The sequence below is a fragment of the Streptomyces sp. NPDC006339 genome (genome assembly GCF_040612775.1).
Lineage (GTDB): Bacteria > Actinomycetota > Actinomycetes > Streptomycetales > Streptomycetaceae > Streptomyces.
In genome coordinates, this window is the sequence record NZ_JBEXQW010000014.1 from 143,662 (window position 1) to 166,819 (window position 23,158).

A 23,158-nucleotide genomic window follows, 5' to 3' on the forward strand; every position below is an offset into this window, starting at 1 on the left:
AGATCGATTAGGTTTACCTAACCTTACCCGGCGGCCGGGGGCCGCAAAAGCCCTGGATACGACGGTGGGGCGCGGATCACATGGATCCGCGCCCCACCGTCGTACGAAGCTACCTACTGATCACGCTCACTGGTCGCGGTACATCTCCGCGACCAGGAACGCCAGGTCCAGGGACTGGCTGCGGTTGAGCCGCGGGTCGCAGGCCGTCTCGTAGCGCTGGTGCAGGTCGTCGACGAAGATCTCGTCACCGCCGCCCACGCACTCGGTGACGTCGTCACCGGTGAGCTCCACGTGGATGCCACCCGGGTGGGTGCCCAGCTCCTTGTGGACCTCGAAGAAGCCCTTGACCTCGTCGAGCACGTCGTCGAAACGACGCGTCTTGTGGCCGGAGGCCGCCTCGAAGGTGTTGCCGTGCATCGGGTCGGTCACCCAGGCCACCGTCGCACCCGAGGCGGTGACCTTCTCGACCAGCTCGGGCAGCTTGTCCCGGACCTTGTCGGCGCCCATGCGGACGATGAAGGTCAGCCGGCCCGGCTCGCGGTCCGGGTCGAGGCGGTCGATGTAGGTCAGCGCCTCTTCCGCGGTGGTCGTCGGACCCAGCTTGATGCCGATCGGGTTCGCGATCTGCGACGCGAACTCGATGTGGGCGTGGTCGAGCTGCCGGGTGCGCTCACCGATCCACACCATGTGGCCGGAGGTGTCGTACAGCTTGCCGGTGCGCGAGTCCGTACGGGTCAGAGCGCCCTCGTAGTCGAGGAGCAGCGCCTCGTGGGACGCGTAGAACTCCACCGCGCGGAACTCGGCCGGGTCGGTGCCACACGCCTTCATGAAGTTCAGCGCGTTGTCGATCTCCCGCGCCAACTGCTCGTAGCGCTGGCCCGACGGGGAGGACTTCACGAAGTCCTGGTTCCAGGCGTGCACCTGGCGCAGGTCGGCGTAGCCACCGGTGGTGAAGGCGCGGACCAGGTTCAGCGTGGAGGCGGAGGCGTGGTACATCCGCTTCAGCCGCTCGGGGTCCGGGACCCGGGCCTTCTCGCTGAACTCGAAGCCGTTGACCGAGTCGCCCCGGTACGTCGGCAGCGTCACCCCGTCACGGGTCTCGGTCCCCTTGGAACGCGGCTTGGAGTACTGCCCCGCGATCCGGCCGACCTTCACCACCGGCACGGAGGCCGCGTAGGTCAGGACGGCGCTCATCTGGAGCAGGGTCTTCAGCTTGGCGCGGATGTGGTCCGCGCTCACGGCGTCGAAGGCCTCGGCGCAGTCGCCACCCTGAAGCAGGAACGCCTCGCCACGGGCGACGGCTCCCATCCGGGCGCGCAGCAGGTCGCACTCGCCGGCGAAGACGAGCGGCGGATACGACTCGAGGTCCGCGATCACATCGCGCAGAGCCTCGGCATCGGGGTACTCGGGCTGCTGCGCCGCGGGCAGGTCTCGCCAGGTCGCCTTGGCGACGGCGTGGGTGTCAGCGTTCACGGTCACGCCACCACAGTACGTGGCGAAAAGAACCGTCCACGACAGTGCCCGCTTACTGAGACGAAGGAGACGCGTTCCACCGGTCCCGTGGGCTACGATCGGCGCCATGTTCGCGCAGACGACCCAGTACTGGTGGTGGACCGCTCATCCGGCGGCCCACTGACTGCGCGTACACCGACACACGCGAAGGCCGCCCGAGGGGCGGCCTTTCTCGTACCCGGAGCTCACGCCCGGCCGGCCGTTCCTCTCCGAACCCCACGGAAGGAACACCCGTCCCATGGACCTCTCTTTCTCCAGGCTCCTCCCCCGTCTCCTCGACGACTCCTGCCCGCCCTTCGCGCTGCTGCGCCGGCGCACCCCGGGCCGGGACCACGACACCGTCGAGCTGCTGATCGGCCCGGTGCACGAGGCCGAGCGGCTCGCCGAGCTGCCGGTGGGCGACCGGCCGACACTGGCCCTGGTGCCGTTCCGGCAGATCCGCGAGCGCGGCTTCGGCGTGCGCGACGACGGCACCCCGCTCGCCGTGCTGGTCGCGGAGGAGACGTACGAGCTGCCGCTCGCCGACGTCCTCGCCGGGCTCCCCGCCCATGACGTCCGGGTCGAGGACGGCGGCTTCGACGTCTCGGACGAGGAGTACGGGCGGATCGTGCGGCGGGTGATCGACGAGGAGATCGGGCGCGGCGAGGGCGCCAACTTCGTCATCCGCCGCACCTACACCGGCACCGTGCCGGACTTCGGGCGGGCCGACGCGCTGGCCCTGTTCCGGCGGCTGCTCGCGGGCGAGCGCGGCGCGTACTGGACCTTCGTCATGCACACCGGGGACCGGACCCTGGTCGGGGCCAGCCCGGAGGTGCATGTGCGGATGTCCGGCGGGACGGTCGTGATGAACCCCATCAGCGGCACCTTCCGCTACCCGGCGGGCGCGGCCCCGACGCCCGAGGAGCTGCTCGCCTTCCTCGCCGACCGCAAGGAGACCGAGGAGCTCTCCATGGTGGTCGACGAGGAGCTGAAGATGATGTGCACGGTCGGCGACAAGGGCGGGGTGGTGGTCGGGCCCCGGCTGAAGGAGATGGCGCATCTCGCCCATACGGAGTACGAGCTGCGCGGACGGTCCTCGCTCGACGTGCGGGAGGTGCTGCGCGAGACGATGTTCGCGGCGACCGTCACGGGCTCGCCGGTGCAGAACGCGTGCCGGGTGATCGAGCGGCACGAGGCCGGCGGGCGGGGCTACTACGCGGGGGCGCTGGCGCTGCTCGGGACGGACGGGAACGGGGTCCAGACGCTGGACTCGCCGATCCTCATCCGTACCGCCGACATCTCCGCCGACGGACGGCTGCGCGTGCCGGTCGGCGCGACCCTGGTCCGGCACTCCGATCCGGCGTCCGAGGTCGCCGAGACCCATGCGAAGGCGGCGGGCGTGCTGACGGCGCTGGGGGTACGGGAGGGGCGGCCGGCCGGCGGGCCGGCGGCGCCCGTACCGGCCCGGCTCGCCGACGATCCCCGGGTGCGGGCCGCGCTCGACGCGCGCCGGGCCGACCTGGCGCCGTTCTGGCTGAAGATGCAGGTCCGGTCGGCGGAGCTGTCCGGGCACGCGCTGGTGATCGACGCGGAGGACACCTTCACCGCGATGCTGGCGCACCTGCTGCGCTCCTCGGGCCTGGAGGTGTCGGTGCGGCGCTACGACGAGCCGGGCCTGCGGGAGCGGGCGCTCACCCACGACGGGCCGGTGGTGCTCGGCCCCGGCCCGGGCGACCCCTCGGACCCGGCCGACCCGAAGATGCGGTTCCTCCGCGGGCTGACCGCGGAACTGCTGCGGGGCCACCGGCACGGCCTCCTGGGCGTGTGCCTGGGCCACGAGCTGATCGCCGCCGAACTGGGCCTGGACCTCGTCCGCAAGCGGACGCCGTTCCAGGGGGCGCAGGTGCGGATCGACCTGTTCGGTCAGGAGCGGACGGTCGGCTTCTACAACAGCTTCACGGCGCGGTGCGACGACCGTACGGCGACGGAGCTGGCGCTGCACCGGATCGAGGTGAGCCGGGACGCGGAGTCGGACGAGGTCCACGCGCTGCGCGGGCCGGGCTTCGCGTCGCTGCAGTTCCACCCGGAGTCGGTGCTCACGACGGAGGGTGCGGCGCTGACGGCCTCGCTCCTCGCGGGGGTGCTGGTCTAGGGGCTCCTGGGCACCAGGACGTTCTCGCCGCTCCGCCCCGCCAGGTAGTCGAGGACGTTCCGGAGCGTGGTGTCGACGATCTGGCCGACCGCGTCGGAGGTGTAGTACGCCTGGTGGGAGGTGACCACCACGTTCGGGAAGGTCACGAGGCGGGCCAGGGTGTCGTCCTCGACGCCCGCGAGGGACTTGTCGAGGAAGAACAGGCCCGCCTCGGCCTCGTAGACGTCGAGGCCGACGCCGGTGAAGCGGCCGGCGCGCAGTTCGCGGACCAGGGCCTCGGTGTCGACGAGGCCGCCGCGGCTGGAGTTCACCAGGATCGCGTCGTCCTTCATGGCGCGCAGGGCGGCGGCGTCGATGAGGTGGTGGGTGGCCGGGAGCAGCGGGACGTGCAGGCTGACGAGGTCGGACTCGGCGAGGAGCCGGTCCTTGTCGACGTACTTCATGCCGAGGGCGGCGCAGGCCGGGTTCTCGGCGACGTCCCAGCCGAGCAGCTTCATCCCGAAGCCGTGGGCGATCCGGGTGAACGCCTCGCCGATCTTGCCGGTGCCGAGGACGCCGGCGGTGCGGCCGCGCAGGTCGCGGCCCATCAGTCCGTCGAGCCGGAAGTCGAAGTCGCGGGTGCGGCCCGCGGCGCGGACGATCCTGCGGTTGACGGCCATCGCGAGGGTCCAGGCGAACTCGGCGACGGAGTAGGGGGAGTAGGAGGAGACGCGGGCGACGGTGAGGCCGAGGCGCTCGGCGACATCGAGGTCGATGTTGTTGAAGCCGGTGGAGCGCTGGGCGATCATCCGGGTGCCGCCGGCCGCGAGGGTCCGCAGCACGGGCTCGTCGAGGTCGGCGTTGACGCTGGTGGAGATGATCTCGTGGCCGGCGGCGAGGGGGGCCGTGTCCCGGGTGAGGAAGACGTCCAGGCAGCGGAGGGCGTGGTGGCCCGCGAAGGCCCTCTCGATCAGCGGCTTCTCGTCCGCCTGGACGCCGAATGCCAGGATTTCCACGGCTTTCCCCTCATCGAGCGGTTCCGGGCCGATTGCGCCCGGATGTGCGCGAATATACGGCGGGTCCGGTGCGGGCGCTCAGCCGAAGAACACCCCGGCCTCCGCGTACAGCGCCGGGTCGACCGTCTTGAGGCGGGCGGTCGCGGCGGTCAGCGGGACGCGGACCACGTCCGTGCCGCGCAGGGCGACGGTCGTGCCGTAGGCCCGGTCCCGTACGGCGTCCACGGCGTGCAGCCCGAAGCGGGTGGCGAGCCAGCGGTCGAAGGCGCTCGGGCTGCCCCCGCGCTGGACGTGGCCGAGGACGGTGGTGCGGGCCTCCTTGCCGGTGCGCCACTCGATCTCGCCGGCGAGCCACTCCCCCACCGAGCCGGGGACGGGGCCGCCGTCGCTGGGCCGGGCGCCCTCGGCGACGACGAGGATCGGGGCGTAGGTGGCCTCGAAGCGGGAGGCGACCCAGGCGCAGACCTGGTCGACGTCGAAGCGCTGTTCGGGGACGAGGATGACGTTGGCGCCGCCGGCGAGCCCGGCGTGCAGCGCGATCCAGCCCGTGTGCCGGCCCATGACCTCGACGACGAGGACCCGGCGGTGGGAGTCGGCGGTGGTGTGGAGGCGGTCGATGGCCTCGGTGGCGATGCCGACGGCGGTGTCGAAGCCGAAGGTCCAGTCGGTGGCCGGGAGGTCGTTGTCGATGGTCTTGGGGACGCCCACGCAGGGCACCCCGTGTTCGGCGTGCAGCCGGGCGGCGATGCCGAGGGTGCCGCGGCCGCCGATGACGACGAGGGCGTCGGTGCGGTGCTTGGCGAGGTTCTCGCCGAGCCGCCGGATGCCGTCGGGGACGGCGAACGGGTCGGTGCGCGAGGAGCCGAGCACGGTGCCGCCGCGCGGCAGGATGCCGCGGACGGCCTGGACGTCGAGCGGGACGGTGTCGCCGTCGACGACACCGCGCCAGCCGTCCCGGAAGCCGGTGAAGCTCCAGTCGTACTCCTGGACGCCCTTGCGGACCACGGCGCGGATCACCGCGTTGAGTCCGGGACAGTCTCCTCCGCCGGTCAGCACACCGACCCGCATGGGCACTCCTTCGCCGTACGTGGGGACACGGCCCACGCTAGTGGTGACCGGGGTCGCTCCGAGACGGCGAAGAGAGTGAATCGTCCGGGTCAGGCGTCGTCGAGGCCGCGCTCGATGGCGTAGCGGACGAGCTCGACGCGGTTGTGCAACTGGAGCTTGCCCAGGGTGTTCTGGACGTGGTTCTGCACGGTGCGGTGGGAGATGACGAGCCGCTCGGCGATCTGCTTGTAGCTGAGGCCCTTGGCGACCAGGCGCAGCACCTCGGTCTCGCGCTCGGTGAGCTGCGGGGCCTTCGGTTCGCCGGCGCCGGTGGCCGGGGCGGGCTCGGAGGCGAGCCGCCGGTACTCGCCGAGGACCAGGCCGGCCAGGCCGGGGGTGAAGACGGGGTCGCCGACGGCGGTGCGGCGCACCGCGTCGAGGAGTTCGGCCGTGCTGGCCGACTTCAGCAGATAGCCGGTGGCGCCGGACTTCACGGCCTCCAGGACGTCGGCGTGCTCGCCGCTGGCCGAGAGCACCAGGACCCGCAGGCGCGGGTTGGCGCCGACGAGTTCCTTGCAGACCTGGACGCCGGGCTTGAGGGGCAGGTTGAGGTCGAGGACCAGGACGTCGGGGTCGGCCGCGGCGGCGCGGCGCACGGCCTGCTCGCCGTCACCGGCGGTGGCGACCACGTCGAGGCCCGCCTCCGCGAGATCGCGGGCGACCGCGTCCCGCCACATGGGGTGGTCGTCGACGACCATGACCTTGATCGGCCGCTCCGGCTGCGTGCCCGGTCCGGTGGGCGTGCCCGGTGCGCCCTGCGCGCTCGGGTCGTTCTGCTCGTGCTGCCGGTCCTGCCGGTGCTGCTCGTTCACTTCGCTCCTGCCTTCCCCCGCCGGTCCCGCGGTGCGCGCGGGACCTTCAGTTCCACTTCGGTGCCCTGGCCCGGGACCGAGATCAGTTCGGCGCTGCCGCCGAGATCCCGCAGTCTCCCCCGGATGGACAGGGCGACGCCCATCCGGCCCTCGCCCTCGGCCTGGGCGAGGCGGCCCTCGGGGATGCCGGGGCCGTCGTCCCGTACGGTCACGATCACCTCGTCGCCCCAGTCCTCGACCAGGATCCACGCGTGGGCGTTCTCGCCCGCGTGCACCCGCACATTGTCCAGGGCGGCACCGACGGCGGCGGCCAGCTCGCGGGCGGCGGGGGCGGGGAGGAGGACGGGGGTGCCGGGGTCGGAGAGGGTGACCCGCGACCCGGCGCGCGGGGCGAGCAGGGTGCGCAGGTCGACGTCCCCGCCGTCGTCCTCGTCGGGGACCTCGACGACCCGGACGACGGCGCCCTCGGACTCGTCCTCGGAGACGTGCGAGGGGCGGGTGAGGCCGCCGGCGACCAGGGTGCGCAGGGCGACCTCCTGTTCGCCGGCCATCCGGCCCAGCTCGGCCGCCTCGCCGCCGAGGGCGGTGCCGCGCCGCTGCACCATGGCGAGGACCTGGAGCACGCTGTCGTGGATGTCCCGGGCGAGACGCTCCCGCTCGCGGGTCGCGGCCTCGATCTCCAGGGCGCGGGCGAGGGTGCGCTCGGAGGCGCGGGCGACCTCGACGACGTAGCCGATGGCGATGGAGGCGACCCAGACGAGCAGCACGTTGTGCAGGGTGTCCCGGCTGGGATGGCCGCGCTCGATGATGTTGGCGACGGCGACCAGGGAGGAGGCGAAGCCGGCCCAGCGCCAGCCGCCCTTGATCGCGTACGCGAGGACGGCGCCGGCGGTCCATATCGAGGGCAGGGTGGGGTGGTCCACCGACCGCGCCTGCTCGTCGGCGAGCGGGGTGAGCAGGATGCCGGTCAGCGCGAGGGTGAGGTCGGCGACCAGGAAGCGCTTGGTGCAGCGTGCCGCGTTCGCCACCTTGGGCAGGGTGGCGAGGGTCCACACGGCCATCACGGCGAGGAACGCGACGGCGATCCAGGGCCGCTCGTAGGTGTGCCGGCCGAAGTAGCCGAGCAGCACCGCGTAGATCATCGTGAGGACGCGGTACGCGGTGAGCGCACGCCACAGCGGCTGCTCGACCGACATGCGCACGACACGTTCGCGCCTGGCCATCTTCCCCACCCCCGGGCGCCCCTGAGGGTCAGGCGCCGGACTCTTCCCGGGCCGTGATCTCGGCCTTGACGGCTTCCTTGGCGGCCTTCTCGGCCTCCGCGATCTGCCGCTTGGCGGCGGTCGCGTAGATGTCGACGTACTCCTGGCCGGACAGCTTCATGATCTCGTACATGACCTCGTCGGTCACCGAGCGCAGGATGAAGCGGTCGCCCTCCATGCCGTGGTAGCGGCTGAAGTCGAGCGGCTTGCCGATCCGGATGCCCGGGCGCATCAGCTTGGGCACGATCTTGCCGGGCGGCTGGATCTTCTCGGTGTCGATCATCGCGACCGGGATCACGGGCGCGCCGGTGGCGAGGGCCACGCGGGCGAGGCCGCCGGGCTTGCCGCGGTAGAGCCGGCCGTCGGGCGAGCGGGTGCCCTCGGGGTAGATCCCGAAGAGGCCGCCCTTCTCGATGACCTCGATGCCGGCCTTGATCGCCGCCTCGCCCGCGCCGCGCGCGCCGGAGCGGTCGACCGGGAGCTGGCCGACGCCCTTGAAGAAGGCGGCCGTCAGCTTGCCCTTGACGCCGGGGGTGGTGAAGTACTCGGCCTTGGCGATGAAGGTCACCTTGCGGTCGAGCACGGCGGGCAGGAAGAAGGAGTCCGAGAAGGACAGGTGATTGCTCGCGAGGATCGCCGGCCCCTCGGCGGGGATGTTCTCGAGGCCCTCCACCCAGGGCCTGAAGGCGATCTTCAGGGACCCTCCGAGGGAGAACTTCATTGCGCCGTAGATCAACTCGCCATGCCTTCCGTGTGCCGTCACGACGACCTTATCCCGTACGGGGCCTGACCGGCCGCCGCGACCGCCGTGACCCGGTGTTCCTTCGTGGATACGGCCCTGGTCGGTGTCGGTCCGGTCGCGTACGGTGAAAGCCTTCCCCTTACCGAAGCCGCTTCGGGCCGGACCGCGAGAGCGGTGGCCGAAGTCGAACCCGAACAGGAGACCCCGTGCCGGTCCTTCCTGGAGCCGAGCCGTACCGCCACGAGGGCGGAGAGGTCGGCGTCCTTCTCTGTCACGGATTCACCGGTTCCCCGCAGTCGATGCGCCCCTGGGCCGAGTATCTGGCCGGGCGCGGGCTGACGGTGTCGCTGCCGCTGCTGCCCGGGCACGGCACCCGCTGGCAGGACATGCAGCTCACGACGTGGCACGACTGGTACGCGGAGGTGGACCGGGCGCTGCGCGAGCTGACCGAGCGCTGCGAGCGGGTCTTCGTCATGGGCCTGTCGATGGGGGGCGCGCTGACCCTGCGGCTCGCGGCGCGGCACGGCGACGCGGTCAGCGGGATCGTGCTCGTCAACCCGGGCAACAAGGTGCACGGCGTGGCGGCGCGCGCGCTGCCGGTGGTGCGGCACTTCGTGCCGTCGACGAAGGGCATCGCCAGCGACATCGCCAAGCCGGGCGCGGTGGAGATCGGCTACGAGCGGGTGCCGCTGCACGCGGCGCACTCGCTGCGGCGTTTCTTCCGGATCGTCGACGCGGAGCTGCCGCAGGTGACGCAGCCGATGGTGCTGCTGCACAGCCCGCAGGACCATGTGGTGCCGCCGGCCGACTCGGCGCGGATCCTCAGCCGGGTGTCGTCGACGGATGTCAAGGAGGTCCTGCTGGAACAGAGCTACCACGTGGCGACGTTGGACCACGACGCGGAGCGGATCTTCGAGGAGAGCTGGGCGTTCGTCGCCCGGCTCGCTCCGGAACTCGTCGGCGAGAAGGGAAGCGCGAGCGGTGGCTGAGCAGCAGGACGGGGAGCGCGAGCCCCAGCCCATCGACGAGGAGGCGGCCTGGGCCGCCATCGTCGCCGGTTACGGGGAGGAGCCCGCCGACCCCCCGGGCGCGCGGCCCTTCCGGCCGGTGGAGAATCTGGCGCTGCCGGACATGCCGGAGGACGCGGAGCCGGCGGACGGGGACCACCGGCGGGCTGCCGGCGGTGCGGCCCGGACCGGAAGCGGCGGCGCCGTGGCCGGGGGCGCGGGGGCCGCGGCTTCCGACGGCCCGGCGGAGGGGCAGGCGGACGGTCCGGCGAGCGGACCGGTGAAGGACCCGGCGGACGGCCCGGCGGACGGCCCGGTGAAGCCGGACGCCGCCGACAAGCCCGACAAGTTCCGCAAGCGGGAGGAGCCGGGCGGGCCCGCCGAGCCGGAGGGGCCCGGCGAGGACGACAGGCCCGCGCTGGGTTCGTCGATCGTCTTCGCGCCGGGCGTCGGCGTGGGAGGCGGCGGCCCGCGCGACTACTCGCTGGCCGAGCCGGACGAGGGTGACGGCGAGGGGGGCGGCGGCGACGAGGGCCACTTCGTGCCGCCGGAGCCCCCGCCGCTGCCGGAGGCCGACGCCACCACCAAGTTCGCCTGGCTCGGCGTGATCGGCGGACCGGTCCTGATGCTGTTCGCCGTGCTCTTCCGGTGGGACATGACCTGGTGGCTGACCACCCTGTGCGTGGGCGGCTTCCTGGGCGGCTTCGTGACCCTGGTGGCCCGGATGAAGCACGACGACGAGGACGACGACGGCTTCGACGACCCGGGCCGCGGCGCGGTGGTGTAGGCAGCGGCGGGCCGTCTCTAGGAGGCGGCGGCCGGCACACGGACCACCGCCAGGACCGGCAGGTGGTCCGTCGCCGCCGTGAGGTCGTGCGGGTCGAGGCCGGTGGGGACGCCGCAGGCGAGGAAGTCGACGCCCGGGGTGGCCAGGATCGCGTCGATGCGGCGGTCGGGCGCGGTGGCGGGCCAGGTGTGCTCCGCGCCCCAGGGGGCGGCCTCCCGGCCGTCCTGGAGTTCCTTCGTCAGGCGGGCCCAGGTCCGGCCGCCCGGAAGCTCGTTGAGGTCTCCGGCCACCACGGTGTACGGCGTGCCGAGCGCGGCCACCCGGTCCAGGAGCAGCCCGGCCTGGGCGTGGCGCTCGTCGGCGTACAGGCTCAGGTGAAAGCTGACCAGGCCGAGCCGCGCGCCGCCGAACCGCACCACGGCGGTGGCGAGGCCCCGCCGGTGCCGGCCCGGCGTGAGCGGCAGCAGGACGTCCTCGGTGTGCTCCACGGCGGCCCGCAGCGAGCACAGCAGCAGCGGCCCGGCCGCGGTGGCGCCGCCGCTCAGGACGACGAGGTCGCTCTTGGCGGCCAGCCGGGCCGCGTGCTTGCGCCAGCGGAAGAAGCGCGGAGCCTCCTGCACGAAGACCAGGTCGGGGGCGCAGGCCCGGATCACCCGGGCGAGGGCGTCCTCGTCGTCGCGCATCGAGCGCACGTTGTAGGAGAGGATCCGGACGACGGCGGAACCGTCCGGCTCGGTACGGGAGTCGGGCAGTTCGCTCATCGCCATGGAGCCACCCTAAGCACGGTGCCCGCCGCGCCCCGGAGGGCACGACGGGCACCGTCGCGTGGAAGGGCCGGTTCCCGGCCCCGGCCGGCTCAGCCCCGGCCGGCTCAGCCCTGGCGGGCGAGGTCGGCCGCGCCGACCAGTCCGGCCTTGTTGCCGAGCTGGGCGGCGAGGACCTGGGCGTGCGGGCGGTAGCGGCCGCCGATCAGCCAGCGCCGGAAGGACTTCCGGATCGGGTCGAGGACCAGCTCGCCCTCGTCGGAGACGCCGCCGCCGACGATGAACGCCGACGGGTCGAACAGCGACGCCAGGTCCGCGAGACCGGCGCCGGCCCAGCGGGCCAGCTCGCGGAAGGAGTCGATGGCGACCGGGTCGCCGGCGCGGGCCGCCTCGCTGACGTGCTTGCCCTGGATGCCCTCGGGGGTGCCGTCGCCGAGCCCGAGGAGCACCTCGGCACGCTCGGGGGTGGCGTTGGCGCGCTGCTTCGCGTAGCGGACGAGGGCGCGGCCGGAGGCGTACTGCTCCCAGCAGCCCTGGCTGCCGCAGCCGCACAGCAGGCCGTCGGGCACGACCCGGATGTGGCCGAACTCGGCGGCCACGCCGAAGCGTCCGCGGCGCAGCTTGTTGCCGATGATGATGCCGCCGCCGAGGCCGGTGCCGAGCGTGATGCAGATGACGTCCTCGTGGCCCTGCCCGGCGCCGAAGCGGTATTCGCCCCAGGCCGCCGCGTTGGCGTCGTTCTCGACGACGACGGGGAGCCCGACGCGCTGTTCGACCTTGTCCTTCAGCGGCTCGTGCCGCCAGTCGATGTTCGGCGCGAAGAGGACGGTGGCGCGCTTGTCGTCGACGTAACCGGCGGCTCCGATGCCGACGGCCTCGATCTGGTACCCCTTGCCGGCCTCGGAGACCGCGGCGCAGATGGCGTCGACGATGCCCTCGGGGGTCGGCGGGGTGGGCACGGTGTGCGTGTCGAGGATGTTGCCCTCCTCGTCGACCACGCCGGCCGCGATCTTCGTGCCGCCGATGTCGACGCCGATGGTGAGTCCCATGTGTCCCTCAGTTTTCGGTCGAGCCCCGCTAGGGCCCACCGTACCCGAGGAGGGGGACCGTACTGATCAGTCCGGGACGGTACGGGATCAGTCCAGGTCGATGTGCTGACCGGTCCCGGGGCCGTCGTCGTCCTTCGGCTTCTCCGCCTCCGGCCGCTCCGGCCTCGGCCGCTGCTCCGGCTCCGGCTTCGGCTTCGGCGGCTCGGGCTCGTCGGTGCCGCCGGTCGCCCGGCGGCTGTCGCCGCGGGTCCAGCGGGCCTCGTGGCCCTGGACGGCGGAGCGGTACGCGGCGAGGAGCTCGTTCCCGGCGGCGGCGAGGTGGTCGAAGACCTGCGGGTTGCGCTCGATGACGGGCTCGACGAGGGCCTTCGCCTGGTCGACCACCTGCTGGACGGTCGCGGCGGCCTGCCCGCCGGCGAGGGAACCGCCGAGGGTGCCGCCCAGGGTTCCGGAGAGCTTGTCGGCGACGGCCTCGAAGAGCTTGCGGAACTCCTCGGCCGGGGAGCCGGGCTCCTCCCCGCGCTGCGCGCGGCGGCGGGCCTTCTCGGCCTCCAGGTCCTCGGCGCATGCCTTGGCCCAGGCGTCCGAATCGCTCATGGCGTACTCCTTAGGGCTTCTACGGTCGACGGTACACGCCCCGCGCGGGGCTCAGGGAGTGCTCCTCGGCCAGAGCCCCGGGTCGGGGGCGAACCGGATCCGCAGGTCGCCGTCGACGAGTCCGGCGCCGGTGACGGTGCAGCGGCGCAGCACGGCGGGGAGGGGGACGGCGCGGCGGAACGGGCCGACGGCGAGCAGCAGTTCGTCCCCGCGGCGGACGAGGGAGAGCCCGTCCTTGACGGCGCCGGGCAGCGGGACGTGCCAGACCAGGATGCCGTCCTCGTCGCGGCGGTCCTCGACGGTCCAGGCGGGCGGCGCGGCGGGGGCCCCTTCCCGGTCGGCCACGGCGAGCAGCACCAGGTCCTCGCGGCCGCGCGGCACGCGCCCGAGGTGCGGGAGCTCGGTCAGGCCGGGGTGGGCGGCGCGGAGGGCGGCGAGGTGGTGGTGCTGCTCGGCGACGAGGCCCGCGAACCAGGGGTCGGGCGAGTCGGCGGGCAGGACGCGGTTGGCGACGACGGTGTCGAGGGCGAGGCCCTGGAGGGCGAGCCCGAGGCGGGTGGCGCGCAGGGCGTCGCCGGCGGCGGGTCCCGGTTCGACGACGAGCCGGACGGAGGTGTGCGGGGAGGCGATGACGTCCTGGACGGCGGCGAGCTCCTGCTCCCAGCGGGCGGTGGTCTCGTAGAGCCACTGCGCGGGCAGGGGTACGCCGGCGAGCTGGGCGAGCATCGGGCGCAGGGCGCGGGCGGCCTGCCGCTCGGGCGGGAGCAGGCGGCGCAGATAGCGGCGGAGCTGCTCGGGCAGGGCGAGCAGCGCGAGGGCGTCGGGCACGGGGGGCAGCTCGGCGACGACCAGGTCCCAGTCGCCCGCGGCCGCGTCACGCAGGGCCCTGAGCAGGGCGAAGTGGCCGCTGCCGGGGGGTTCGGTGAGCTCGGCGTCCTCGAAGGGGGCGGCGCCGAGGAGTTCGAGGGCGGTGGTGGAGCGGGCCTGGAAGGCGAGGAACTCGCGCCGGAAGTCGGCGGCGGGGTCGGGGACGAGGAGGTGCAGGCTGCCGGGGCCCTGTGGGTCGGCCTCGCCATCCGTGAGCCGGACCGGCCCTTCCCCGGCGGGCAGTCCCGCCATGCGCTCGGCGTCGGCCGACACCAGCAGCACGCGGCGTCCGGCGCGTGCCTCGGCGAGCGCGGTGCCCGCCGCGATGACGGTCCGCCCGGCGCCGCCGGTCCCGGTCACAAGAATGATCCGCATCCCCCGACCGTACCGGCGCCGCTCCCGGAGCCGGCCCCCGCCCCGTTGTGGGCATTCGTTCCCCCCGCCCCGTTGTGGGCATTCGTTCCGCTGGGGCGGAACGGGTGGGCACAACGGACGGCGCCCTTTGCCGGGCCTAGGCTCCCGGTTCCTGACCCGCACCACCAGTGCGCCGTACTCGTGGTGCGGGCAGGAACAGGTGCGGAACGCGCCCGCAAGGGCGCCGTCCCGTGTGCCCACCCGTCCCGCCCTGCGGGACGATTGCCCACACGGGGGTGGGGCGAAGGCCCAGCACGCGCGGGCGAGGCCCCGCGCGCAGAGGGCTACTGGGCTGATTCGACGCGCTTCTTCAGGCCGGCCAGGGCGCGGTCGATGATGACCTTTTCGGCCTTGCGCTTGATCATGCCGAGCATGGGGATCTTGACGTCGACGGTGAGCCGGTAGGTGACCTCCGTGCGGGCGCCGCCCGCCGCCGGGGTGAGGCGGTAGGAGCCGTCGAGGGCGCGGAGCATCTGGGACTTGACCAGGGTCCAACTGACCTCGTGCTCGCCGGTCCAGGTGTAGGCGAGGGTGTGGTCGTCCTTGATGGCACCCGCGTCGAGGAGGAGGCGGACCTTCTCCGCGCGGCCGGCCGCGTCGGTCTCCAGGACCTCGGCCTCCTTCACCTCGCCCGTCCACTCGGGGTAGCGGGCGAAGTCGGCGATCACGTTCATGACCTCGGCCGGGGCCGCCTCGATGGTGATGCTCGAGCTGGTGTGTTCCGCCATCGCGGGGGCTCCTCGTATGGGCGCGACTCGTCTCTGCGTGAAGGCTATCGCGCCGCCGTCACGGAGCCGTACGAGGCCGTCACCACTCCAGGGTCCACGGTCGCCCCGTCGCCGCGAAGTGCCCGACGTTCACGCACTCGGTGGAGCCGACCCGCATGCGGCGGGCGAGCGGCTGGTGGACGTGGCCGAAGAGGGCGTAGCGGGGGCGGACCCGGCGGATGGCGTCGAGGAGCGCGCGGCTGCCGCGTTCGAAGCGGCGGGCGACGGTGTCGTACGTGAGCTCGGGGACGTCCGGCGGGATGTGCGAGCAGAGCACGTCGACCTCGCCGAGGGCCTCGACCTTGGCCGCGTACTCCTCGTCGGAGATCTCGTACGGCGTGCGCATCGGCGTGCGCAGGCCGCCGCCGACGAAGCCGAAGACGAGGCCGTCGAGCTCGACCCGCTCGCCGTCGAGGACGGTGGTGCCGGGGCGGGCGTACTCGGGCCAGAGGCCGGGGATGTCGACGTTGCCGTAGGTGGCGTACGTGGGGGTGGGGAAGGCGGCGAACAGCTCGGCGTACTGGCGGCGGACGGCGCCCTCGATGGCGGTGGCGCGGTCGATGTCGAGCCCGGCCCAGAGCGCGCGGCCGAAGTCGCGGGCCTCGTCGAAGCGGCGGGCGGTGCGCAGGGCGACGATGCGGTCGGCGTTCTCGACGCCGAAGAGGTCCGGGAAGATGCCGCGGCTGTGGTCCGCGTAGTCCAGGAAGAGCACCAGGTCGCCGAGGCAGATCAGGGCGTCGGCGCCCTCTCCCGCCGCGGCGAGGGCTCCCGCGTTGCCGTGCACGTCGCTGACCACGTTGATCCTCATCCTGTCAGCCTAGGGGGTGCGACCTGCGGTTACTTGGGAGTCCGGAAAGCCGTGGACTACTGTGCGCGGAGCAACGCCATACATGTGTGACGCACGGAACATCTGAGCAGGACCCCCTATCGGGAACCGCGTACTGATGGGTAACGTCCGGGCAGTCCAGTCGTGCTCACCCCCACTGAGCACCTGCCCGATCTTGGACTTCACCGGTGCATCACACAGAGCCGTGGCGCCGGCGCCCGATGAGGAGCAGCAGTCTTGCGCGAGTTCAGCCTTCCGGCCCTGTACGAGGTCCCCACGGACGGCAACCTGACGGATCTCATCCGCCGCAACGCCTCCCAGCACCCAGATGTCGCCGTGATGGGGCGCAAGGTGGCCGGGGCCTGGGCGGACGTCACCGCGAAGCAGTTCCTCGCCGAGGTCCGTGGGGCGGCCAAGGGTCTGATCGCGGCCGGGGTCGAGCCCGGCGACCGGGTCGCGCTGCTCTCCCGGACGCGCTACGAGTGGGTGCTCCTGGACTTCGCGATCTGGAGCGCGGGCGCGGTGACCGTGCCGGTCTACGAGACGAGTTCGCCGGAGCAGATCCAGTGGATCCTGGGCGACTCGGGCGCCTCGCTCGTCCTGGTCGAGACGGCCGCGCACCAGGCGTCGGTGGAGTCGGTGCGGGGGGCGCTGCCGGCCCTCAAGGGGATCCGGCAGATCGACGACGACGCGATCGGGCGGCTGACCGCGGCCGGCGCGGACGTCTCGGACGAGCTGCTCGACCAGCGGATGTCCTCGGCGCACGCGGACGACCCGGCGACCATCGTCTACACCTCGGGCACCACCGGCCGCCCCAAGGGCTGTGTGCTGACCCACCGCGCCTTCTTCGCCGAGTGCGGCAACGTGGTCGAGCGGCTCAAGCCGCTGTTCCGTACGGGCGAGTGCTCCGTGCTGCTGTTCCTGCCGGCGGCGCACGTCTTCGGTCGGCTGGTCGAGGTCGCCTCGGTGATGGCGCCGATCAAGCTGGGCTGTCTGCCCGACATCAAGAACCTCACCGACGAGCTGGCGGCCTTCCGGCCGACGCTGATCCTCGGTGTGCCGCGGGTCTTCGAGAAGGTCTACAACTCGGCCCGGGCGAAGGCGCAGGCCGACGGCAAGGGCAAGATCTTCGACAAGGCCGCGCACACGGCGATCGCGTACAGCCGGGCGCTGGGCACCCCGCAGGGGCCGTCCTTCGGCCTGCGGCTGAAGCACAAGGTCTTCGACAAGCTGGTGTTCAGCAAGCTGCGGGCGGTGCTCGGCGGGCGGGGCGAGTACGCGATCTCCGGCGGCGCGCCGCTGGGCGAGCGGCTGGGCCACTTCTTCCGCGGCATCGGCTTCACGGTTCTGGAGGGCTACGGCCTGACGGAGTCCTGCGCGGCGACGGCGTTCAACCCGTGGGACCGGCAGAAGATCGGCACGGTCGGGCAGCCGCTGCCGGGTTCGGTGGTGCGGATCGCCGACGACGGCGAGGTGCTGCTGCACGGCGAGCACATCTTCTCCGGCTACTGGAACAACGAGGCGGCGACGGCCGAGGCGCTGGCGGACGGCTGGTTCCACACCGGTGACATCGGCACCCTCGACGAGGACGGCTACCTCGCGATCACGGGCCGCAAGAAGGAGATCCTGGTGACGGCGGGCGGCAAGAACGTCGCCCCGGCCGTCATCGAGGACCGGATCCGGGCGCACGCGCTGGTCGCCGAGTGCATGGTGGTCGGCGACGGGCGGCCGTTCGTGGGCGCGCTCGTCACCCTCGACGAGGAGTTCCTGGGCCGCTGGGCGGCGGAGCACGGCAAGCCGGCCGGTTCGACGGCGGCCACGCTGCGGGACGACCCGGAGCTGACGGCGGAGGTCCAGCGGGCGGTGGACGACGGCAACGCGGCGGTCTCGAAGGCGGAGTCGGTGCGGAAGTTCCGTATCCTGTCGGCGCAGTTCACGGAGGAGGCGGGGCACATCACCCCGTCGCTGAAGCTGAAGCGCAATGTGGTGGCGAAGGACTTCGCCGACGAGATCGAGGCGATCTACCGGGCCTGACGGCCTTTCGGACGCCCCTGGCGGGCCCGTGTCACGGGCCGGTCGGGGGCGTTCGCGCGCGTCGGGGCCGGACCGGACCATTCCGGCACGTCGCACCACACCGCCGGAAAACACCGCTGCCGAACACCGCTACGAAACACCGCTACGAACACCGCTACGCAAGGGAAGCAGGAAGTCATGCGGCTCACGCGCACCGCCGCCGTTCTGGGCGCGGCCCTCACCGCCCTCGTCGCCGTCACCGGGTGCGGCAGCACCTGGGGCGAGGACGTCGGGCTGCCCTCGGCGCCCGACATGGCGGCCATCGAGAAGCTGGTCTCCGCCCACACCATGTGCAGCGACCTGCGCACCGGCACGAGTGGCAGCGGCGCGATGGGCGCCGAGGCGAAGGACCCGGCGTGGGCGGTGAAGCAGCGCGCGGTGTGCGGCGACGACGCCAAGGACACCGTCACGCTGCTGTCCCTCTCCGACATGGAGAAGTTCCAGCGGGCGAACAAGGCCGCCGCCGGCAAGGGCCAGGGCGGCCGCTTCCTGATCGGCCAGGACTTCGCCCTGGTGGCGGCCGACGACGCCACCGCGAAGGCGCTGCTGAAGTCCGAGGTCCTCCTCTTCACCTGCGAGAAGGGCTTCAAGGTCCCCGACGGCTACCGCAACGAGAAGCTCCTCGTCGACGGCTGCGCGCTGACGGACTACCTGCCGGGCTAGGCCAGGGGCCGGGCCGCGGGGCCCGGCTGGGCTGCGGGCCGGGCCGCGCGGCCCGGCGTCCGGCGTCCGGCTACAGCAGTGCGCGCAGGCGCTCGGCCAGCAGGTCCCAGCGCCAGCGCTCCTCCACCCAGCGGCGCCCGCGCTCGCCCATGCGGGCGCGCAGCTCGGGGTCGAGGAGCAGGGTGGCGACACGGTCGGCGGTGTCCTCGTGGGAACCACCGCGGACCACCCAGCCGGTCTCGCCGTCGAGCACGGCGTCGGGCGCGCCGCCCGAGTCGCCGGCGACGACCGGCAGTCCGGTCGCGGACGCCTCCAGGTAGACGATGCCGAGGCCCTCGACGTCGAGGCCGCCGCGCCGGGTGCGGCAGGGCATGGCGAAGACGTCACCGGCCCCGTAGTGGGCGGGCAGCTCCGACCACGGCACGGCGCCGGTGAAGCGTACCGATCCGGCCACGCCGGTACGGGCCGCGAGCCGGCGCAGGTCCTGCTCGTACGGGCCGCCGCCGACGATCAGCAGGACCGCCTCGGGCACCCGGCGCAGGATCTCCGGCATGGCGAGGATCAGGGTGTCCTGCCCCTTGCGCGGCACGAGCCGCGAGACGCACACGACCACCGGCCGGTCGCTGAGCCCAAGCCGCTCGCGGACCTCGGCGCCGCCCGAGTCGGGGTGGAAGGTCTTCTCGTCGACACCCGGCGGGAGCTGCGTCATCCGGGCGGCGGCGGCCGGGCCGAGCGCGGTCGCGATGCGGGAGCGGGTGTACTCGCCGAGGTAGGTGAGGGTGTCCGTGCCCTCGCCGATCCGGCCGAGGAGCCGGCGGGCGGCGGGCAACTGCGCCCAGCCCGCCTCGTGGCCGTGGGTGGTGGCGACGATGCGCCGGGCGCCCGCGCGGCGCAGCGCCGGGGCCATCAGGCCGAGCGGCGCCGCGGCGCCGAACCACACCGCCTCGCAGTCGTGCTCGCGCAGCAGCGCGGTCGCCCGCGCGGTCACCCGGGGAGTCGGCAGCAGCATGGTGGTGCGGTCGCGGACGACCGTGAAAGGCTGTTCGGCGTCGAACGCGGCGGTCGCCTCGATCCCCTCGCGGCTGCGCTTCCACGTGGAGGCGTAGACCACGATCCGCTCGGGATCCAGGCGCAGCGCCATGTTGTGCAGGAAGGCCTGGATTCCGCCCGGACGCGGCGGAAAGTCGTTCGTTACGATCAGGGTCTTGTGCATCGTGGCCGACAGTACCGTGGTCGCGGCCCCAGCCCGGCACCACCACCCTCCGCCCCCGGCGGACCGACAGAACAGGAACAGGACAGGTATGACGGGCGCGGTGGGTACGGCAGGCACGACCTGGGGCTCGTACGTCGGCACGCTGGGCAGGCCCCTCGGTCTGTGGGCCTTCACCCGGGTGCTGATCCTGCTGTGCGTCTTCAAGGTCGTGGTCATCCCGGGCCCGGACGTCACCAGTGACATCGAGCAGATCTACCAGGGCTGGTACGAGGTCCTGAAGACCGGCACGTATCCGCTGGACGACGTCACCTGGCAGTATCCGCCGGCCGCGGCGCTGCCGATCCTCGCCCCGGCACTGCTGCCCTTCCTCGGCTACTCCGCCGGCTTCTTCGTGCTGGCCCTGCTCTGCGACGCCTTCGTCTTCGGCCTGCTCGTGTACGCGGGGCGGCGGCCGGGCCGCTCGATGCGGGGCGCCTGGCTGTGGCTCGCGGGGGTGCCGCTGCTCGGCCCGACCGCGTACGCCCGCTACGACCTGATGGTGACGGCGGTGGCGGTGGCGGGGCTGCTCGCGGCGGTCCGCAGCCCGGCGGTGCTGGGCGCGCTCGCCGGGTTCGGGGCGACGCTCAAGGTGTGGCCGGTGCTGGTGCTCGTGGGCACGGCGCGCGGCCGGGCCACCTTCCGTTCGTGGACGGCGGCGGCGGGCGCGGCGGCCGGGGTGCTGCTGCTGTGCGTGCTCGCGGCGCCGGGGGCACTGGCCTTCCTGGGCTTCCAGCGGGACCGGGGCACGGAGATCGAGTCGCTGGGCGCGATGATCTTCCATGTGGCCCGGCACTTCGGCTGGCCGGGCGAGGCGCGGATGAACTACGGCTCCATCGAGTTCCTCGGGCCGGGTGTGCAGGCGGTGTCCACGGCGGCGATGGTGCTGACGGCCGCCGCCTTCGCCTGGCTGCTGGTGTGGCGGCTGAGGGCGCGGCTGCACACGACGACGACCACGGCGGACGCGGCCTTCGTGGCGGTGCTGCTGTTCACCGTGACGAGCCGGGTGATCAGCCCCCAGTACATGATCTGGCTGGTGGGTCTGGCCGCGGTGTGCCTGGTCTACCGGTCGAGCCGGATGCGCCGGCCCGCCTATCTGGTGCTGTGGGCGACGGCGGTGACGCAGTTCGAGTTCCCGGTGTGGTTCTCGCACGTCGGCGACAGTGATCCGCTGGGCATCGCGCTGCTCCTCGTCCGCAACGGCCTGCTGGTCGCCGCGGTGGTCTCCGCCTGCCGGATCCTGTGGCGGCAGACGGTCACGGAGCCGCGCGCGGCCGCGGCGGCCGCGGCGGCCCGTCAGGAGAGGCTGCCGGTTCAGGCCGACCGCGAGACGGCGCCCGCCTCCGCCTCCGCGTCCTCCTGACCCGACCGCGTCGACGGCCCGGTCCCGCGCCAGCCGCTGCGGCGGCGCAGCAGCGCCAGGGCCGCGCACTGGGCCGCCATCGCGAGGGCCATGGCCAGGCAGATCCCGGCGAGGCCGAGGGCCGCCGAGAGCGCGTACGCGAGCGGGAGCTGGAGCAGGACGCCGACGACGGTGATCCGGGCGAGCCGCGGGGAGTCGCCGCCGCCCTCGAAGACCCCGGCCAGGGCGATGAAGCAGGCCATGAGCAGCAGATACGGGCCCAGGCAGCGCAGGAACAGCGCGCCGGCCCCGGCGACGGCCGGCTCGGCGCCGAAGCCGCGCATCACGGGCCCGGCGGCGAGGAGGAGCAGCAGGGCCGCGCCGGTGCCCAGCAGTCCGCCGAGGACGAGGGCCTGGCGGCCCACGGCCGCCCGCTCGTCCCGGCCGGTGCCCAGCAGGTGCGCGGTGTGGATGGCGGCGGCCTGCCGCACCGCGTAGAAGGCCATGGTGGCGACGTACATGGCCTTCGCGGCGATGCCGTAGGCGGCGATCTCGGTGACGCCGAGCCGGGCGACGACGGTGACGAGGGCGAGCGCCCCGGCCATGCGGACGGCGAAGTCGACGGACATGGGCAGGCCGAGGGCGGCGGTGCGGCGCACGGCGGCCAGGGTCGGGTGGGAAGGGCTCGCGGTCCGGGCGGCCTTGAGGACGGGGTTGCGGCGCAGGGCGAGGAGGCCGGCGGCGAGGGCGGCGGTGCGTCCGAGGACGGTGGCGAGGGCGGCGCCCTCCACTCCGTACGCGTGGATCAGCGGCGGGTCGAGGACCAGGATCAGTCCGTTGGCGAGGAAGGCGAGCCGCATGGGGGTGCGGGTGTCGCCGGTGCCCTTGAGGATGCCGTCGAGGACGGTGGTGGCGAAGAAGACGGCCGTGCCGGGCAGCGAGATCGCGAAGTAGGCGGTGGCGAGGGCGTGCGCGGGGTGGGCGGAGCCGCCGAGCAGGAGCGCGGCGAGCGGGTCGCGCAGGAGGAAGCCGCCGAGGGCGACGGGCGGGACGAGCAGGGCGCCGAGGGCGGCGCCGCCGCGGACGGCGGAGCGCAGGGCGGCGGGGTCGTCGGCGCCTCTGGCCCGGGCGACGAGGACGGTGGTGCCGGACGCGGCCATGAGGACGACGCCGAGGAGCAGGTTCTCGACGTTGGTGGCGACGGCGACGGCGGCGACGGCGTCCCCGCCGAGGCGGGCGACCCAGACCATGCTGATGACGCCCGCGGCGACTCCGGCGAGGAGTTCGAGGTAGACGGGCCCGGCGAGCCGGACGAGCGTCCGGCGGTGGGCGGTCGCGGTGGTGGCCGTGGCGGTGGTCGCGACGGTGGCGCTCATGGAGATCCCCCTGGTGACAGTTACCTCGATTCGAGGTAGCTCGAAAAGAGGTAGCATGGCGGCCGGGTTCCCGACAAGCGCGAAGGAGCGGACGGTGCTGGAGCTGTCGATCCTGGGCTTCCTCGACGAGGGGCCGCTGCACGGCTACGAGCTCAAGGAGCGCATCCAGGGCCTGAGCGGCCATGTCCGCCCGGTCAGCGACGGCGCCCTCTATCCGGCGATCACCCGGCTGGTGAGGAACGGCCTGGTCGACAGCCGCACCGAGCCGGGCGCGGGCGCGGCCCCGCGCCGGACCCTCTCGCTGACCCCCGAGGGCCGGGCGGAGCTCCGCTCCCGGCTGCGCTCCCCCAAGGACGCCGAGATCACCGACGGCCAGCGCTTCTTCACCCTGCTCGCCTTCCTCGGCCGGCTCCCCGACCCGGCCGAGCAGGCCGCCGTCCTGCGCCGCCGCCTGGCCTTCCTCACCACACCCGCCAGCTTCTTCTACGAGGGCGGCGCACCGGTCCGCGCCGAGGACGAGCCGGACCCCTTCCGCCGCGGCATGCTCCGGATCGCCCGCGCCACGGGCACGGAGGAGAAGGCGTGGCTCGCGGAGACACTGGAGGAGCTCGACCGAAAGGCGGCCGCGGCGCAGGCCCCGTGACCCGTCCCTAGGCCGTGTCTTTTGGATCAGGCCGGGTCAGGGAGCGGCGTCTGGTGCTTGGGGTCTCCCCAGGCCCGAAGGGCCTAGGGGAAGATCGCAAGGCGGAGGAGGGAGTCCATGCGGTGGGGGCACCTCCCGGGCGAAGCCTGGGGGACATCGGCGACCGACGACAA

Annotated in this window: 22 protein-coding genes; 8 read left to right on the plus strand and 14 right to left on the minus strand. The window is 73.3% G+C overall.

From position 1 onward, the window contains the following. Nucleotides 1-126: 126 nt before the first annotated feature. The gene (locus ABZ135_RS14140) at nucleotides 127-1,479 is read right to left on the minus strand and encodes a class II 3-deoxy-7-phosphoheptulonate synthase (protein ID WP_356695287.1); all 1,353 of its coding nucleotides are present in this window, start codon (nucleotides 1,477-1,479) and stop codon (nucleotides 127-129) included. Nucleotides 1,480-1,579: 100 nt separating this feature from the next. Here ABZ135_RS14140 and ABZ135_RS14145 point away from each other — a divergent pair, with 100 nt between their 5' ends. Together ABZ135_RS14145 and ABZ135_RS14150 are read left to right on the plus strand one after the other, a co-directional pair. Further along, nucleotides 1,580-1,636, plus strand: a complete 57-nt coding sequence (locus ABZ135_RS14145; RefSeq protein WP_356695341.1) for a trp operon leader peptide — start codon at nucleotides 1,580-1,582, stop codon at nucleotides 1,634-1,636. 114 nt (nucleotides 1,637-1,750) lie between these two features. Beyond that, nucleotides 1,751-3,643: an anthranilate synthase family protein gene (locus ABZ135_RS14150; RefSeq protein ID WP_356695289.1), complete on the plus strand. Its 1,893-nt coding sequence runs from the start codon at nucleotides 1,751-1,753 to the stop codon at nucleotides 3,641-3,643. Here the strand turns inward: ABZ135_RS14150 and ABZ135_RS14155 are convergent. From ABZ135_RS14155 to ABZ135_RS14175, 5 genes are all read right to left on the minus strand, one after another. Next, on the minus strand, nucleotides 3,640-4,638 hold the full coding sequence (locus tag ABZ135_RS14155; RefSeq protein ID WP_356695291.1) for a 2-hydroxyacid dehydrogenase: 999 nt from the start codon (nucleotides 4,636-4,638) through the stop codon (nucleotides 3,640-3,642). The two genes, ABZ135_RS14150 and ABZ135_RS14155, sit on opposite strands and share 4 nt — an antisense overlap. A 78-nt stretch (nucleotides 4,639-4,716) precedes the next feature. Beyond that, nucleotides 4,717-5,706, minus strand: coding sequence for an ATP-dependent 6-phosphofructokinase (locus ABZ135_RS14160; RefSeq protein WP_356695293.1), 990 nt, complete (start codon nucleotides 5,704-5,706; stop codon nucleotides 4,717-4,719). Between the two features lie 89 nt (nucleotides 5,707-5,795). Beyond that, on the minus strand, nucleotides 5,796-6,443 hold the full coding sequence (locus ABZ135_RS14165) for a response regulator transcription factor (RefSeq protein ID WP_356695343.1): 648 nt from the start codon (nucleotides 6,441-6,443) through the stop codon (nucleotides 5,796-5,798). A gap of 110 nt (nucleotides 6,444-6,553) precedes the next feature. After that, the gene (locus tag ABZ135_RS14170; RefSeq protein ID WP_356695295.1) at nucleotides 6,554-7,780 is read right to left on the minus strand and encodes a DUF5931 domain-containing protein; all 1,227 of its coding nucleotides are present in this window, start codon (nucleotides 7,778-7,780) and stop codon (nucleotides 6,554-6,556) included. 28 nt (nucleotides 7,781-7,808) lie between these two features. Continuing rightward, nucleotides 7,809-8,540: a lysophospholipid acyltransferase family protein gene (locus tag ABZ135_RS14175; protein ID WP_356695297.1), complete on the minus strand. Its 732-nt coding sequence runs from the start codon at nucleotides 8,538-8,540 to the stop codon at nucleotides 7,809-7,811. Between the two features lie 227 nt (nucleotides 8,541-8,767). Here ABZ135_RS14175 and ABZ135_RS14180 point away from each other — a divergent pair, with 227 nt between their 5' ends. Continuing rightward, nucleotides 8,768-9,550, plus strand: a complete 783-nt coding sequence (locus ABZ135_RS14180) for an alpha/beta fold hydrolase (RefSeq protein WP_356695299.1) — start codon at nucleotides 8,768-8,770, stop codon at nucleotides 9,548-9,550. Continuing rightward, complete coding sequence (locus tag ABZ135_RS14185) at nucleotides 9,543-10,355, plus strand: hypothetical protein (protein ID WP_356695301.1); 813 nt, start codon at nucleotides 9,543-9,545, stop codon at nucleotides 10,353-10,355. Before ABZ135_RS14180 ends, ABZ135_RS14185 begins: the two co-directional genes overlap by 8 nt. Before the next feature lie 17 nt (nucleotides 10,356-10,372). On the opposite strand, the gene ABZ135_RS14190 is transcribed toward ABZ135_RS14185, so the two are convergent. From ABZ135_RS14190 to ABZ135_RS14215, 6 genes are all read right to left on the minus strand, one after another. Further along, nucleotides 10,373-11,122 (minus strand): endonuclease/exonuclease/phosphatase family protein, encoded by a 750-nt coding sequence (locus ABZ135_RS14190; protein WP_356695303.1) that lies wholly within the window; start codon nucleotides 11,120-11,122, stop codon nucleotides 10,373-10,375. Nucleotides 11,123-11,226: 104 nt separating this feature from the next. Beyond that, a complete protein-coding gene (locus ABZ135_RS14195; protein ID WP_356695305.1) occupies nucleotides 11,227-12,168 on the minus strand; it encodes an ROK family glucokinase in 942 nt (313 codons plus the stop codon). 87 nt (nucleotides 12,169-12,255) lie between these two features. Then, entirely contained in the window at nucleotides 12,256-12,765 is a 510-nt protein-coding gene (locus ABZ135_RS14200; protein WP_356695307.1) for a DUF5304 domain-containing protein, read from the minus strand. A gap of 51 nt (nucleotides 12,766-12,816) precedes the next feature. Continuing rightward, entirely contained in the window at nucleotides 12,817-14,007 is a 1,191-nt protein-coding gene (locus tag ABZ135_RS14205) for an ArsA-related P-loop ATPase (protein ID WP_356695309.1), read from the minus strand. A 323-nt stretch (nucleotides 14,008-14,330) separates the two neighbouring features. After that, the gene (locus tag ABZ135_RS14210; protein ID WP_356695311.1) at nucleotides 14,331-14,774 is read right to left on the minus strand and encodes an SRPBCC family protein; all 444 of its coding nucleotides are present in this window, start codon (nucleotides 14,772-14,774) and stop codon (nucleotides 14,331-14,333) included. A 79-nt stretch (nucleotides 14,775-14,853) separates the two neighbouring features. After that, entirely contained in the window at nucleotides 14,854-15,621 is a 768-nt protein-coding gene (locus ABZ135_RS14215; protein WP_356695313.1) for a metallophosphoesterase, read from the minus strand. Between the two features lie 255 nt (nucleotides 15,622-15,876). Between ABZ135_RS14215 and ABZ135_RS14220 the strand changes: the two genes are divergently transcribed. Together ABZ135_RS14220 and ABZ135_RS14225 are read left to right on the plus strand one after the other, a co-directional pair. After that, nucleotides 15,877-17,673 carry an AMP-dependent synthetase/ligase gene (locus ABZ135_RS14220; RefSeq protein WP_356695315.1) on the plus strand — a complete coding sequence of 599 codons (1,797 nt, stop codon included), beginning with the start codon at nucleotides 15,877-15,879 and terminating at the stop codon, nucleotides 17,671-17,673. 177 nt (nucleotides 17,674-17,850) lie between these two features. After that, complete coding sequence (locus ABZ135_RS14225; RefSeq protein WP_356695317.1) at nucleotides 17,851-18,375, plus strand: hypothetical protein; 525 nt, start codon at nucleotides 17,851-17,853, stop codon at nucleotides 18,373-18,375. 70 nt (nucleotides 18,376-18,445) lie between these two features. On the opposite strand, the gene ABZ135_RS14230 is transcribed toward ABZ135_RS14225, so the two are convergent. Continuing rightward, nucleotides 18,446-19,588 carry a glycosyltransferase family 4 protein gene (locus ABZ135_RS14230; RefSeq protein ID WP_356695319.1) on the minus strand — a complete coding sequence of 381 codons (1,143 nt, stop codon included), beginning with the start codon at nucleotides 19,586-19,588 and terminating at the stop codon, nucleotides 18,446-18,448. A gap of 88 nt (nucleotides 19,589-19,676) precedes the next feature. On the opposite strand from ABZ135_RS14230, the gene ABZ135_RS14235 reads away from it, so the two are divergent. Next, complete coding sequence (locus ABZ135_RS14235) at nucleotides 19,677-20,987, plus strand: glycosyltransferase 87 family protein (protein WP_356695321.1); 1,311 nt, start codon at nucleotides 19,677-19,679, stop codon at nucleotides 20,985-20,987. Here ABZ135_RS14235 and ABZ135_RS14240 read toward each other — a convergent pair. After that, complete coding sequence (locus ABZ135_RS14240) at nucleotides 20,939-22,342, minus strand: MATE family efflux transporter (RefSeq protein ID WP_356695323.1); 1,404 nt, start codon at nucleotides 22,340-22,342, stop codon at nucleotides 20,939-20,941. The genes ABZ135_RS14235 and ABZ135_RS14240 overlap by 49 nt on opposite strands. Before the next feature lie 94 nt (nucleotides 22,343-22,436). Between ABZ135_RS14240 and ABZ135_RS14245 the strand changes: the two genes are divergently transcribed. Next, nucleotides 22,437-22,985: a PadR family transcriptional regulator gene (locus ABZ135_RS14245; RefSeq protein WP_356695345.1), complete on the plus strand. Its 549-nt coding sequence runs from the start codon at nucleotides 22,437-22,439 to the stop codon at nucleotides 22,983-22,985. Nucleotides 22,986-23,158: the final 173 nt, after the last annotated feature.

Excerpts from the sequence above, each read along its gene's own strand:
- ABZ135_RS14150 (WP_356695289.1), top strand. The coding sequence starts at position 1,751 with ATGGACCTCTCTTTCTCCAGGCTCCTCCCCCGTCTCCTCGACGACTCC.
- ABZ135_RS14160 (WP_356695293.1), bottom strand. The coding sequence starts at position 5,706 with ATGCGGGTCGGTGTGCTGACCGGCGGAGGAGACTGTCCCGGACTCAAC.
- ABZ135_RS14165 (WP_356695343.1), bottom strand. The coding sequence starts at position 6,443 with ATGGTCGTCGACGACCACCCCATGTGGCGGGACGCGGTCGCCCGCGAT.
- ABZ135_RS14170 (WP_356695295.1), bottom strand. The coding sequence starts at position 7,780 with ATGGCCAGGCGCGAACGTGTCGTGCGCATGTCGGTCGAGCAGCCGCTG.
- ABZ135_RS14175 (WP_356695297.1), bottom strand. The coding sequence starts at position 8,540 with ATGAAGTTCTCCCTCGGAGGGTCCCTGAAGATCGCCTTCAGGCCCTGG.
- ABZ135_RS14190 (WP_356695303.1), bottom strand. The coding sequence starts at position 11,122 with ATGGCGATGAGCGAACTGCCCGACTCCCGTACCGAGCCGGACGGTTCC.
- ABZ135_RS14195 (WP_356695305.1), bottom strand. The coding sequence starts at position 12,168 with ATGGGACTCACCATCGGCGTCGACATCGGCGGCACGAAGATCGCGGCC.
- ABZ135_RS14200 (WP_356695307.1), bottom strand. The coding sequence starts at position 12,765 with ATGAGCGATTCGGACGCCTGGGCCAAGGCATGCGCCGAGGACCTGGAG.
- ABZ135_RS14205 (WP_356695309.1), bottom strand. The coding sequence starts at position 14,007 with ATGCGGATCATTCTTGTGACCGGGACCGGCGGCGCCGGGCGGACCGTC.
- ABZ135_RS14210 (WP_356695311.1), bottom strand. The coding sequence starts at position 14,774 with ATGGCGGAACACACCAGCTCGAGCATCACCATCGAGGCGGCCCCGGCC.
- ABZ135_RS14215 (WP_356695313.1), bottom strand. The coding sequence starts at position 15,621 with ATGAGGATCAACGTGGTCAGCGACGTGCACGGCAACGCGGGAGCCCTC.
- ABZ135_RS14225 (WP_356695317.1), top strand. The coding sequence starts at position 17,851 with ATGCGGCTCACGCGCACCGCCGCCGTTCTGGGCGCGGCCCTCACCGCC.
- ABZ135_RS14230 (WP_356695319.1), bottom strand. The coding sequence starts at position 19,588 with ATGCACAAGACCCTGATCGTAACGAACGACTTTCCGCCGCGTCCGGGC.
- ABZ135_RS14235 (WP_356695321.1), top strand. The coding sequence starts at position 19,677 with ATGACGGGCGCGGTGGGTACGGCAGGCACGACCTGGGGCTCGTACGTC.
- ABZ135_RS14240 (WP_356695323.1), bottom strand. The coding sequence starts at position 22,342 with ATGAGCGCCACCGTCGCGACCACCGCCACGGCCACCACCGCGACCGCC.